Source organism: Limnoglobus sp. (assembly GCF_059499385.1).
Map to the genome: position 1 here is coordinate 63662 of NZ_JCABYM010000050.1, position 13410 is coordinate 77071.

The window sequence follows — 13410 nt, forward strand, 5'->3', positions numbered from 1 at the left end:
GGGGGGCGGGGGGGGGGCGGGGGCGGCCGGGCCGGGGGGGTGTGCGGGCCCCCCGCGCGGGGGGGGGGGGGGGGGGGGGCGGCCCCCCGAGCTTCCCACTCCCGGTGAGGATCGCGTCGGGGGAAGGGAGGTTACCCCCCTCCCTAACCCTCCCCCCCAAGGGGGGAGGGAAGAAAGGCAAAGACGGTGGGCCTTGAAGACTCGGCCCACCTTACCAACGCCGCTCGCTTCGCTCACTTCTTCTGCAACCGCTCGCGAATCTCGCGCAGGTCGTCCGGCGGGACGACCTTCTCCGCCGCCGCCAGCGCGGCCCGCGCCTCGTCCAGGCGGTTCGCCTTCTCCAGCACGACGATCAGCCCCTCGTGGCCGGCGGCCAGGTCTGGCCGCACCGCCACCGCCTTCCGCATCGACTCGACGGCCGCGGGCAGGTCGCCCAGCACGAACTCCGCCTCGCCGCGGTAGACGTAGGCCATCCCCAGGTCCGGCTTCTGCGCCACGGCTTCATTGAGAAGTGTGATCGCCTCGCGGAACGTCGCCGCCTTCTGTGGGTCTTGCTGTCGTAGCCCGATCCGCGTGAGGGCGTACCCGAGTTGGAACCGCGCGACCGGGTGGTCGGGGTCGAGCTTCAGCGCCTCGCGGAGCGGCTTCTCCGCGGCGAGGAAGAACTCGCCGTCCACGAGCGTCGCCCCGAACCGGGATAGCGTCGTCACGTTCGGGCGCTCGCGGGCCAGCCGGTCGAGAATTCGCAGGCTGCCGTCGATGTCCCCTTCGTCCTTCAACTGCCCGGCGTACCGCAACTGCTCCTTCATCCCGGCCGCCAGGTCGGCCAGCGGCGCGAGGAACGGGTCCGGCCACGCCGGGTCCTCCGGCAGCCGCGCCGCCTCCTGCTCGTACCCGGCGGCCGCCGCCTCGTCCCCCCGTTGACGAGCGGCGGCCGCGAGCAGCGTCCGCGCCCGCCGCTGCGCCCCGCGGGCGGAGAGCACGGCCGTCAGCGGCTCGGCCGCCGCGTCCGGCTGCCCCTTCGCGAGCAGCGTCGTCCCCAGCCCCAGGGCCGCCCGCGGGTTCTTCGGGTCGGCGGACCGCTCGGCCCGGAACAGCCGCTCGGCATCGTCGTACTTGTGAACTTGCAGGAACGCCTCCGCGAGCCGCAGCCGGGCCGTCGCCGCCAGCTTCGGGTCGGCCGGGTTCGCGTCCACCGCCTTCTGGAACCACGCCAGCGCCGCCGCCTCGTCCTGCGTGCGGTTCGCGACGCCGAGGAGGTACGCCCACCGCGGGTCGGCCGGGTTCAGCCGCGCCGACTCCGCCAGGCACACGTCCCGCTCCGGCCAGAACGAGTTGGCGAACAGCACCATCCCGTAGTGGCCCCACAACTCGGCCGAGTTCCGGTTCGCCACGACTTCCTCGCGGGCCTTCTGAACGACCTTCAGCACGTCCGGGTCGATCCCCTCGGCGCGGACCGTCGGCGGGTCGAGCGTGGACCGCGGCTGACTCGTGAACCAGTACGCGGCCCCGCCGCCGACGAGCACGGCCAGAATCAGAAGGAGAATCCGTTTGCGGGTCATCGGGCCTTCCCTTCGCCCTTGCGAACGGTGATCGCCTTGTCCGCGTCGCCGCCGGGGAACGATTCCCGCGTGCCGTCGGCCCACGTCACGTCGAGCGCATCGTACTTCGCCGCCGTCCCGAGGCCGAAGTGCAGGACCGGCGAGTTGCTGGAATAGATCGTGTCGCTGGGGCTGAGCGTGCGCACCCGCTTCCCGCCGCCGGCGGAGACGGCCACCTCCGCCCCGTAGTCGTCGCGGTTCGCCTTCGCGTTCACCGCCCGCACGGCGAGCCAGTGGCCGCGGTCCGGGGCGACGTTGCGGAACACCTTCGCGGGCGAGCCGATGGCGTTCACCAGCAGGTCCGGCGCGCCGTCGCCGTCGAGGTCGCCGACGGCCAGCCCGCGGCCGACGTTGAAGTACCCGCAGAACGCCGCGTTCGCCGCCGAGATGTCGTGCAGCTTCCCGCCGCCGGCGTTGCGGAGCAGCTGGTTCCGCTCGCCGTAGGGTTCCCAGTACGGCGACAGCCCGGTGTTCGTCTCCGTCCCGGCCGCGGACACCCGGCCGTTGACGACCGCCACGTCCAGCCAGCCGTCGTGGTCGAAGTCGCTCATCACCGTCCCGAACCCGGTCGCCCGCCACCTCGTCGCGGTCAGGCCGAAGTCCATCGTGCGGTCCTTGAACTGGCCGCGGGGGCCTTGCTTCCAGAGGGTGTTCGTCTCGATGCCGAGGTGCGTGACGTACAGGTCGGTCAGCCCGTCGTTGTCCACGTCGCCGGCGGCGATGCCCATCCCGGCGTACGCCTGACCCATGAACGTGTACGCCACGTTCCGGGACGCGGCCTCGTCCTTGAACGTGCCGTCCTTCTGGTTCACCCACAGGCGGTTCGGCTTCCCGTCGTTGGCGACGAACAGGTCCGGCCACCCGTCGCCGGTGAAGTCGGCCGCGGACACGCCGAGGCCGGGCCCCGGCAGCGCGGCGAACCCGGCCGCCAGCGACACGTCGGTGAACGTGGGGTTGGCCGTCCCGTTGTTGCGGAACAGCCGGCTCGGCGACCCGTGGAACGCGCTCGGCGAGCAGTACGCCGGCTTCCCGTTCGCGGACGAGCAGTCCTTCCGCGGGTCGTAGTCGAGGTAGTTCACGATAAAGAGGTCGAGCCACCCGTCGCGGTCGAAGTCGAGGAACGCGGCCGACGCCCCCCACTGCGGGTTGACGACCCCGGCCTCCGCGGAGATGTCCTTGAACTTGTACCCGCCGAGGTTGAGGAACAGCCGCGACCGGCCGTACTCGGCGATTAGAACGTCCGGCTTGCTGTCGTTGTTCACGTCGCCGACGGCCACGCCCTGGCCCCACCCCGGCACGTCGAGGCCGGACCCGGAGGACACGTTCTCGAACGTGCCGTCCGGCTTCTGGCGGAACAGCTGGTGCGTACTCTTGGACTCCGGCCCGGCGGTTTGCAGGAGAAGGATGTCGAGCCGGCCGTCGCCGTCGGCGTCGAACAGCCCGCACCCGGCCCCCATGCTCTCGGGCATGAAGTGCTTGCCGAGCGGGCCGGGGTCGTGGGTGAACTTCACACCGAGCTTGTCCGTGGCGTCCTCGAACCAGGCCGGGCCGGTCGGCTCCTCCGGCGGCGGGGACGACGACTTCGAGCAGCCCGCCCCGACGAGGACGGCGAAGAGGAGCAATCGGCGCATCGCGGAGGCTCGCGGTTTCAGGGGGACGGTTCGGGAATTGTAATGAACCGCGGGACAAGGGCACGGCCCGGCCGTAACACGTCGGCATGTCCATCTCGTTCGACCTCCTCCACCGCGACGGCGCGGCCCGCGCCGGCGTCATGCACACGCCGCACGGCGTCGTCCAGACGCCGCAGTTCATGCCGGTCGGCACGCAGGCCACGGTCAAGGGCCTCACCCCGGACATGGTCCGCGACGCCGGGGCGGAGATCATCCTCGGCAACACCTACCACCTCACGCTGCGGCCGGGCGACGAACTCATCGCGGAACTCGGCGGCCTCCACAAATTCATGAACTGGCCCGGCCCGATCCTCACGGACAGCGGCGGGTTCCAGGTGTTCAGCCTCGCGAGCCAGGCGAAGATCACCGACCACGGGGCGAAGTTCCGCAGCCACATCGACGGGTCGCTGTTGGAGCTGACGCCGGAGAAGGCGGTCGAGATTCAGCAGAACCTCGGGTCGGACATCGCGATGGTGCTGGACGAGTGCCCGCCGGCCGACGCGCCGCCGGACGTGATCCGCCGGGCCGTGACGCGGTCGATCCGGTGGGCGGAGCGGTGCAAGACCCACCACACGCGGAAGGACCAGGCGCAGTTCGCCATCGTGCAGGGCGGGACAAACCTCGACCTGCGGGCGGCGTGCGCGAAGGAACTCGTGGCGATGGACTTTCCCGGCTACGCCCTCGGCGGGTTCAGCGTGGGCGAGTCGCCGGCGATGATGCACGCGGCGCTGCCGGCGTGCGCCGCGTGCCTGCCGGAGGACAAGCCGCGGTACCTCATGGGCGTCGGCCGGCCGGAGGACTTGCTCGCGGGGGTGGCGGCCGGGATCGACCTGTTCGACTGCGTGATGCCGACCCGCAACGGCCGGAACGCCACGGCGTTCACCGACGCCGGCGTGGTGAAGCTGCGGAACGCGAAGCACCAGCGAGATGCGGCCCCGCTGATGTCCGATTGCGGCTGCTACTGCTGCCGGAACTTCAGCCGGGCGTACCTGCACCACCTGTTCCGGGCGGACGAGATGCTCGGCCCGACGCTGCTGAGCCTGCACAACGTGGCGTACTACCTGCGGCTGATGGCCGACGCCCGGCGGGCGGTGATCGACGGCCGGTTCGCGGCCTTCCGCGCGGGGAAACTCGCGTCATATAGCGGTGGGCTTGCCCACCGTGCGGCCGAGTCTTCGAGGCCGCCGGGCGTTGCTCCCGCGGACGCCTGAATGCGGTAGGAGGAAAGTCGTTGTTCCGGCGGAAACCTGATCGCGTGGGGAGGAGCGCCCCCGCGGGAGGAACGCCCCCGCGGGTTCTCGAAGACTCGAACCCGCACCCCCGGCAAGCCGGGGGCTATATGACCGGCCCAACCGGTTGGCGATTCCAACCGACTTGCTAGAACACTAGTTCCGATTTCGCCGACCCGAGACCGAGCCCCCGATGTCCGCCACCATTCTGATCGCCCAGGACCCGCCGGCCGGCGGGGGCGACCCGCCGAAGAAGCAGCAGGCCATCCAAGGCCCGCTCGGCGACCCGATGTTCATGATGATGCTCATGGGCCTCGCGTTCGTCTTCCTCATCATCCTGCCGATGCGCCGCCAGCGCCGCGAGCAAGCGGAGATGCAGACGGCGATCAAACGCGGCGCGAAGGTCGTCACGTCCGGCGGCATCATCGGCACGATCGTCAACTTGAAGGACAACGAGGACGAGATCACCATCCGGTCGGAAGACGCGAAGATCAAAGTCACCAAGAGTTCCATCGCCCGCGTCCTCGGGCAAGAAGAGTCGGAACCCGCGAAGACCTGACCCCCGCTCCCGTACTGAGTACCCGGTACTCAGTACCCCGTACCCGGTACTCGGTACCGGGTACTCAGTACCCGAATCCCGTAACGACTACCGGTATCGGACGCCATGCACCGCAACTTCCTCCGTGGCCTGCTCATCTGCCTGATCCCGACCGCCCTGTTCGGGGCGGCCGCGGCGTTCGGCACGTACCGCAAGGGGATCGACCTCGCCGGCGGGACCATCCTCGTCTACGAGGTGGACCTGTCCAAGCGGAAGTCGGTCGAGCGGGACAAGGGCGACTTGCTCATCGCCAACACCGACGACCCGCGGAGCCTCTCCAACGAGGAGATGCAGCGGCTCGCCGAGTCGCTCAAGCGCCGCATCGACCCGGTGGACACCAAGAACATCATCATCCGCCCGGTCAGCGGGTCGCGGATCGAAATCCTCGTGCCGTTCACCCCGGCCAGCAAGAAGGCGGCCGGGGACGAGGACTTCGTCCAGTTCGTAAAGGACGTGGTGTCCCGCGTCGGCCGGCTGGAGTTCCGCATCCTGGCCAACGACGTGGACGACGCCGAGGGCGTCCGGGACGCGATCGAGCGGGTCAACGGGTGGCCGCCGGAGGAGCAGGAGAAGGCCGCGAAGGCCGGGACGCCGCCGCCCGCCCCGGAGCGTGCCGACTACCGCGTCACGATCAACGGCACGACCGAGGAGAAGGTCCAGTACGAGTGGGTCGAACTCGGCCGCGAGGAGCGGGACAGCCTCGGCCTGTTGAACGACCCGAAGCTGCGGGAGGGGAAGGGCGGGCTGTGGGACATCCTCGCCGCCAACCGGAACAAGACCTACGCCTACGAGATCCGGCCCCGCGACAAGTCGGAGCGGGGGTTCATGCTCCTCTACAGCCGGGAGTTCAAGAAGGAGAACCCCAGCGACGACGAGAAGGGCAAGGAGGTCGAGTACTACGTCCTCACCCGCGTCTCCCCGTCCGACCGGGTCGAGGTCGGCGGGCCGGTGACGCTCAACGCCACGGCCGACAACCAGAGCGGCAGCTGGAAGGTGAACTTCCGGTTCAACGGCGTCGGCGACTCCCAGTTCGGGGCGATGACCGGCCGCAACCGGCCGACCGCCGGCGCGACCATCCGCCACCTCGCCATCCTGCTCGACGGCAAGATCATGTCCGCCCCGACGGTGAACTCCGAGATCCGCGGCGGCGGCGAGATCGCCGGGAACTTCACCAAGGACAGCGTGGACCGGCTGGTGTACATCCTCCGGTCCGGGGCGCTGACGGCCGAGTTGAAGCCGAACCCGGTGAGCGAAAACTCCGTCGGCGCGACGCTCGGCGAGGACACGAAGAACAAGGGCCTCTTGGCCGTCGGCCTGTCGTTCGCCGCCGTCATGGCGTTCATGGTCGTCTACTACCGGTTCGCCGGGATGGTGGCGTGCGTCGCGCTCATGATTAACCTGCTGCTGACCGTCGGGTTCATGGTGAGCGTCAACGCCGCGTTCACCCTCGCCGGCCTCGCCGGCATCGTCCTCATGCTCGGCATGGCGGTGGACGCGAACGTCCTCATCTACGAGCGGCTGCGGGAGGAGCGGGAGAAGGGCGCGACCCTGACGGCCGCCCTCCGCGCCGGGTACGACCGGGCGCTGCCGACGATCATCGACACGCACGTCTCCAGCATCTTCACGGCGATCGTCCTGTTCATCTTCGGCAACGACAACCTCAAGGGGTTCGCCGTCAGCCTGACCGTCGGCCTCGTCATCAGCCTGTTCACGTCCCTGTACGTCACCCGGCTCATCTTCGACTTCTGGCAGCACAAGCGGTGGCTGCGGGAGCTGAAGATGATGAAGCTGTTCAGCCGGCCGAACATCAACTTCATGGGCATCCGCCAGCCGATCTTCGTCGCCACGGCGGTCGTGACCGTGATCGGCCTCGGGCTGTTCCTGTTCCGCGGCGACGACGTGCTGAACGTGGACTTCCGCGGCGGCACGGTGTACGGCGGCCGGCTGGTCGAGGCCCGCGGGCTGACCGCGACCGACGGCAAGCCCGGCCTGCTCGACCTCCTCTCGGAATCCCGGCAGGCGGCGAAGCTGAAGGTGAAGGACGCCCGGGAGGCGAAGCCGGAGACGAACACCTGGGAGATCGACTACGAGGGCGAGGCGAAGCCGGCCGTCGTGAGCTTCGCGAACAAGCCGGCCGACAAGGCCGAGGTCCTGGCCCGCGCGGCGAAGCTGCCGGACGTGTCCGTCGAGCAGGTGAAGGTGAACGCGATGGGCGACGACCAGCTCCCCGCCGGGGTGTCGAAGTCGTTCACCGTCCGGACCACGGAGAAGGAGAAGGAACTCGTCCAGGTGATGCTCGACCGCGTCCTCCGGGGCGAGGACGGCCAACCACTGTTGGACATGCCGAAGCTGACCGGGTGGGAGGTGCTGAACCAGACGGCGACGCTGAAGTTCAGCCAGCCGGCGTCCGTGTCCTACGTGAAGACGCTGCTCGACCGCATCTTCGCCCTGAAGGGCCGGGTGCCGCAGGCCGGGCAGGCGTTCGCGCTGACGCCGGTGTACTCGCCGGAGGGGAGCGAGGACCAGGCCCGCGAGAAGGCGACGAACAAGTACAAGGCGATGACGCTCGACATCTCCGGGAACACGGAGTTCGGCGGGCTGAAGGACGCCATCGAGACGAACCGGCTGGTGGACCGCCCCGGCGTCCTGGCCGCCGTCGGCGGGTTCCCGGTGGCCGTGCTGAGCGGGCCGAAGGCCGAGGAGGAGCGGGCCGCCCTCCAGGGCATCCTGACGGAGCTGCAAACGACGGTCGAATCGCGGCCGGTCCCGGACCGGCTGGAGACGTTCGACGCGGCCCTGGCCCAGGAGACGCAGTCGCGGGCGTTGTTCGCCATCGTGGCGAGCTGGATCGCGATCCTGTTCTACCTCTGGTTCCGGTTCGGCTCCTGGCAGTTCGGCCTCGCGGCCGTGTTCTGCCTGATCCACGACCTCTGCTTCACGCTCGGCGCGATCGCCCTGTGCCACTACCTGCACGCCGTCCCCGGCCTGGCGACGGTGCTGCAAATCCAGGACTTCAAGATCGACCTGGCGGCGGTGGCGGCGCTCTTGACGCTCGTGGGCTACTCGGTGAACGACACGATCGTGGTGTTCGACCGCATCCGCGAAGTGCGGGGGAAGAACCCGATGCTGACGCCGCAGATGATTAACGACAGCGTCAACCAGACGCTGAGCCGGACGGTGCTGGCGTCCTTGACCGTGTTCCTGGTCGTCGGCGTGCTGTACTTCTTCGGCGGCGACGGCGTCCACCTGTTCGCGTTCGTGATGGTCGTCGGCGTGATCGTCGGGACGTTCTCGTCGATCTACGTGGCCAGCCCGCTGCTCCTGCTGTTCGGCGAGGGCCAGCCGAAGAAGGAAGCGGCGGAAGCGACGACGGCGATGGCGAAGGTGTAATCGCGAGACTGGATGTGAGAAGCACGCGGGCCGCCGGGTGACCGGCGGCCCGTTTTTCGTAGGGCGGGTCAAGGCTTTGCGCCGACCCGCCGGGGACCGCAAACACCCAAGAGACACGCCCAACCGCCTGGGCGCGTCGGCGGGTCGGCGCAAAGCCTTGACCCGCCCTACGAGACCCGTCACTCCGCCGTCGCGAGCGCCACGGCCAGCTTGCACCCGGCCTCAAACTCCTTGAGGTCCACGAACTCCTTGACCGTGTGAATCTCGTTCTGCCCGGCCCCGAACGTGATCGTCGGGATGCCGTGCTTCACCATCCAGTTCGCGTCCAGCCCGCCGTTCGTCACCTTCGTCGTCGGCTTCAGCTTGAGCGACTTCGCCGCCGCGACCGCCCGCTTGATGACGGCCGCGTTGTCCGGCAGCCGGAACGGGACGTAGTCCAGCCGGCTCGTGAACTTCACCTTCGCCGGCTTCCCCTGGTGGTCCTTGACCTTCTTCGCCGCCGCCTCGAACGCCAGCTTGTACGCGGCCGTGATCTCCCGCACGAACTTCGCGTCGTGGCTGCGGCTCTCGCCGCGGATCAGCACGTGGTCGGTCACCACGTTCGTCGCGTTGCCGGCGCTCTTGCCGTCCGCGCTGCCCAGGCTGCCGACGTTGCTCGTGCCCTCCTTCCCCTTCTTCACGACCTTGCCGAACCACCCGTTCTGGAACACGTCGGCCAGGGCCAGCGACGCCACGACGGTCGCGGACACGCCGCGGTCCGGGTGGACGCCGGCGTGCGACGCCTTGCCGAAGATCTCGACCTCCCACCGGTCGGCCCCGATCGCGCCGATCGTGATCTCGCTGGCGGACCGGCCGTCGATGTTGAACCCGAGCGTCGCGTCGCCGAGGTCCTTCGGGTTGACGTGCTTCGCCCCGAACAGGCCGCTCTCTTCCCGCACGGTGAAGAACAGCGTGATCGGCGGGTGCGGCAGCTTCTGCATCAGAAGCTCGGCCGCGAGCGTGACGAGGGCGGCGCAGCCGGTGCGGTTGTCACCGCCGAGGGCCGCCTTCGGGTTCTCGTTCACAATGCGGTTTTCCGCCCGCTTCGGCTTCGCCCCGGCGCACAGCGGGACGGTGTCCATGTGCGTCATGAACAGGACCCGCGGGGCGGCGGTCGTGCCGGGCAGGTCCACGATCAGGTTGCCGGTCTGCGTCGGGGCCGGGATGCGGGCGTTCGCGTCGTCGTACCGGATGGCGTCGGCCGGCACGCCGACCTCCTTCAGGGCGGCGACGATCTCCTTACTAATGGCGGCTTCCTCGCCGGTGACGCCTTCGACGGCCAGGAACCGCACGAGCCGGTCGATGGCGGCCGGCGTGTCGATGGTGATGGGGGGCATAACGTCTCGGTGGGTGGGATGGGGTGGGGGGTAGTGTAGCGGCGGGAATGCCCGTTTTCGCGGGGAAAAGTCCGACACCGCCACCGCCGCCACCGCCACGGGTGGCCCCCCGTGGCGGAATCGCCACCTGGGTTGACGCGACCGGTATAATGTCTATTTGTTCACATGTGTCGTCAGCGGTTCGGCCGTTCGCCGAGCGGTTCGACCTCGGCGAACGTCAGCACGCGAGAGTGGGCGAAGTCCGCGGCCACCCAGACCCACGCCCGGTGCGGCGGGCGGGCGTCGCCGTGGCAGACGCGGACGACGTACCCGGCCGCGTCCTCGTGGATGACGTAGGTGGTGCGGGGGTCGCCGCGGCCTCCGGTCTGTGCCTCGAAGCAGCGGATCGCGACCGCCGCCGCCTCCCGGCGGCGGGCCTGCCACGCCCGGAATCGCGAGAGGAGGCGGAACATAACGGGGACTCCGAAACCGCCTGCCGGGAAGCGTCTTGGCTTTGTTCCCTCCCCCCTTGGGGGGGAGGGTTATGGAGGGGGTAGGGCGCCCTCCCGCGGGGGGGCTCGCAGCGGGGGCAGGTAGCCACCCCCCCTCCCGTGCCCGTTCCCCCCCGGGGCGGGGGGGGGTGGTGTGCCCCCCCGCCCCCCGCGGGGGGGGGGGGGGGGGGCGGGGGGCCCCCCCAAGCTCCCTCCCGCGGGGAGGATCGCTTCGGAGGAAGGTAGCCTACCCCCCTCCCTAACCCTTTCCCCCAAGGGGGGAGGGAACAAAGCCAAGACGGTGGGCCTCGAAGACTCGGCCCACCCCGTGTTCGGCCCCTCACCCCACGACCAGGTTCACCATCTGCGGCGGCTTCGCGATCACCTTCTTGATCGCCTTCCCGGCCACCGCCTCGATCACCTTCGGGTCGGCCTTCGCCGCCGCCTCCAGCCCGGCCGCGTCGATCCCGGCCGGCACGGTCAGCACCGCCTTCAGTTTGCCGTTCACCTGCACCGGGACCTCGATGCTGTCCGCCTTCACCAGCGCCGGGTCGAACGCCGGCCACGGCTCGTAGGCGAGCGTGGTCGCGTGGCCGAGCGCCGCCCACAGCTCCTCCGCGACGTGCGGCGCGTACGGCGCGAGCAGCAGCACGAACGGCTCCATCACGCTCTTCGGCCGCACGTCCAGCTTCGTGAAGTAGTTCGTGAACTCCATCATCGTCGCGATGGCGGTGTTGAAGCTCAGCCGCTCCGTGTCCTCCGTCACCTTCTGGATCGTGCGGTGCAGCACCCGCAGCGCCTCCTTGTCCGGCGGCACGTCCTTCACGGCCGGGTGCAGCGTCACGGTTTCGGCCGCGTCGTCGATCAGCACCCGCCAGACGCGGCCGAGGAACCGGTACACGCCCTCGACGCCCTTCGTGCTCCACGGCTTCACCGCCTCCAGCGGCCCCATGAACATCTCGAACAGCCGCAGCGAGTCGGCCCCGTACTCCTTCACCACGTCGTCCGGGTTGACGACGTTGCCGCGGGCCTTCGACATCTTCTCGTTGTTCTCCCCCAGGATCATCCCCTGGTTCACCAGCCGCTGGAACGGCTCCGGGCACGGCAGGTACCCGCGGTCGAACAGCACCTTGTGCCAGAACCGCGAGTACAAGAGGTGCAGCACGGCGTGCTCCGCCCCGCCGACGTACAGGTCCACCGGCAGCCAGTGCTTGAGCTTCCGCGGGTCGGCGAACGCCTCCGTGTTGTGCGGGTCGATGTACCGCAGGAAGTACCAGCACGAGCCGGCCCACTGGGGCATCGTGTTCGTCTCTCGGCGGTACGTGACGCCGTCGCGCTTCACGGTGAGCCAGTCCGTCGCCTTCGCCAGCGGGCCGTCGGGGCTGCCGGTCGGCTTGTAGTCGGTCATCTCCGGCAGCGTCAGCGGCAGGTCATCGACGGACAGCGGGGTGACAGTCCCGTCCGGCCCGTGCAGGACGGGGAACGGCTCGCCCCAGTACCGCTGCCGGCTGAACAGCCAGTCGCGGAGCTTGTAGTTGACCTTCCGCGTGCCGACGTGTTCGTCCTCCAGCCACGCGATCATCTTCGCCTTGGCTTCCTTCGTTCCGAGGCCGTCGAGGAAGCCTGAGTTCATCGCGACGCCGTCGTCGGTGTACGCGGCCTTCAGGTCGTTGACAGTGCTGCCCGTCTCTTTCAGCCACTTCTCATTCGGTGTCACGACCGTAACGATGGGCAGGTTGAATTGCTTCGCGAACTCGAAGTCCCGCTCGTCGTGCCCCGGCACGGCCATGATCGCGCCGGTCCCGTAGCTCGCCAGCACGTAGTCGGCGATCCAGATCGGAATTTTCTTGTTGTTAACGGGGTTCACCGCGTACAGGCCCGAGAACACGCCCGTCTTCTTCTTCGCCAACTCCGTTCGCTCGAAATCGGACTTCCGGGCGGCCGCCTCACGATAGGCATTCACTTCATCGCGGTGCGTCGGTGGCACCATCTTGGTCAACGGATGCTCGGGAGCAAGCACCATGTAGGTGGCACCGAACAATGTGTCCGGCCTCGTAGTGAACACACTGATCTTGATGTCGAAGTTCCCGCTCGACGCAGCCAGTTTGAAATCGACCTCCGCCCCCTCGCTCTTGCCGATCCAGTTCCGCTGCATCTGCTTGATCGACTCGGACCAGTCCAACGGCTCCAGGTCGGCTAGCAGCCGCTCGGCGTAGGCCGTGATCCGCATCAGCCACTGCTTCAACGGCTGCCGCACGACCGGGTAACCGCCCCGCTCGCTCTTGCCGTCGATGACTTCCTCGTTCGACAGCACCGTGCCCAACTCCGGGCACCAGTTCACCGGCTGCTCCGCCTGAAACGCCAGCCGATGGCCGTCGCGGTACTTGCGGACCGCCGCGTCGCCCTGGGCCTTCACCTCCGGCGGGATCGGCAGCTCGCTGATGGGGCGGCCCTTCTTCTGCTGCTCGTCGTACCAGGTGTCGTAGATGGTCAGGAAGATCCACTGCGTCCAGCGGAAGTAGTTCGGATCGGTCGTATCGACCTCGCGGTCCCAGTCGTAGCTGAACCCCAGGCTCTTGATCTGCCGGCGGAAGGTGTTGACGTTCTGCTGCGTGTTCTTGCTCGGGTGCTCGCCGGTCTGGATGGCGTGCTGCTCGGCCGGCAGGCCGAACGCGTCCCACCCCATCGGGTGCAGGACGTGGAACCCGTTCATCCGCTTGAACCGCGCCAGGATGTCGGTGGCCGTGTACCCCTCCGGGTGGCCGACGTGCAGCCCGCTGCCGCTCGGGTACGGGAACATGTCGAGGATGTAATACTTCGGCTTGTTGCCGTCCGTGTCGGGCGTGCGGAAGGTCTTGTTGGTTTCCCAGAACTGCTGCCACCGGCGTTCGACGTCGGCGGGGTTGTAACTCGGCATGAGCGGCCACCTGTGAAAGAATCCGTCCCGTTGGCCTACGGCAACCGGCGAACGGCGTCAATCAACGGACGCCGGCGGCGGGCGGGAGGTTCTAAGCGCCCGGCCGTGGTTTTGGTTTTGTTCCCTCCCCCCTTGGGGGGGAGGGTTAGGGAGGGGGGT

8 protein-coding genes are annotated in these 13410 nt (G+C 68.9%); 3 read left to right on the forward strand and 5 right to left on the reverse strand.

Annotation, left to right across the window (positions count from 1 at the left end; genetic code table 11):
* Positions 1-233 precede the first annotated feature (233 nt).
* Positions 234-1562, reverse strand: a complete 1329-nt coding sequence (locus AC5JJ2_RS09815; protein ID WP_495857804.1) for a tetratricopeptide repeat protein — start codon at positions 1560-1562, stop codon at positions 234-236.
* Positions 1559-3232 (reverse strand): CRTAC1 family protein, encoded by a 1674-nt coding sequence (locus AC5JJ2_RS09820; RefSeq protein ID WP_495857805.1) that lies wholly within the window; start codon positions 3230-3232, stop codon positions 1559-1561. Before AC5JJ2_RS09820 ends, AC5JJ2_RS09815 begins: the two co-directional genes overlap by 4 nt.
* Positions 3233-3318: 86 nt before the next feature.
* On the opposite strand from AC5JJ2_RS09820, the gene tgt reads away from it, so the two are divergent.
* The 3 genes from tgt (at position 3319) to secD (ending at position 8488) form a co-directional block, all read left to right on the forward strand.
* Positions 3319-4482 carry a tRNA guanosine(34) transglycosylase Tgt gene (gene tgt / locus AC5JJ2_RS09825; protein WP_495857806.1) on the forward strand — a complete coding sequence of 388 codons (1164 nt, stop codon included), beginning with the start codon at positions 3319-3321 and terminating at the stop codon, positions 4480-4482.
* A gap of 211 nt (positions 4483-4693) precedes the next feature.
* Positions 4694-5059 (forward strand): preprotein translocase subunit YajC, encoded by a 366-nt coding sequence (yajC, locus tag AC5JJ2_RS09830; RefSeq protein ID WP_495857807.1) that lies wholly within the window; start codon positions 4694-4696, stop codon positions 5057-5059.
* Positions 5060-5164: 105 nt separating this feature from the next.
* Positions 5165-8488: a protein translocase subunit SecD gene (secD, locus tag AC5JJ2_RS09835; protein ID WP_495857808.1), complete on the forward strand. Its 3324-nt coding sequence runs from the start codon at positions 5165-5167 to the stop codon at positions 8486-8488.
* Positions 8489-8667: 179 nt separating this feature from the next.
* Here the strand turns inward: secD and AC5JJ2_RS09840 are convergent, their stop codons facing one another.
* The 3 genes from AC5JJ2_RS09840 to leuS form a co-directional block, all read right to left on the reverse strand.
* The gene (locus tag AC5JJ2_RS09840) at positions 8668-9855 is read right to left on the reverse strand and encodes a M20/M25/M40 family metallo-hydrolase (protein WP_495857811.1); all 1188 of its coding nucleotides are present in this window, start codon (positions 9853-9855) and stop codon (positions 8668-8670) included.
* A 182-nt stretch (positions 9856-10037) separates the two neighbouring features.
* On the reverse strand, positions 10038-10316 hold the full coding sequence (locus AC5JJ2_RS09845) for a hypothetical protein (protein WP_495857809.1): 279 nt from the start codon (positions 10314-10316) through the stop codon (positions 10038-10040).
* 358 nt (positions 10317-10674) lie between these two features.
* Positions 10675-13251 (reverse strand): leucine--tRNA ligase, encoded by a 2577-nt coding sequence (gene leuS, locus AC5JJ2_RS09850; protein ID WP_495857810.1) that lies wholly within the window; start codon positions 13249-13251, stop codon positions 10675-10677.
* Between the last annotated feature and the right edge of the window lie 159 nt (positions 13252-13410).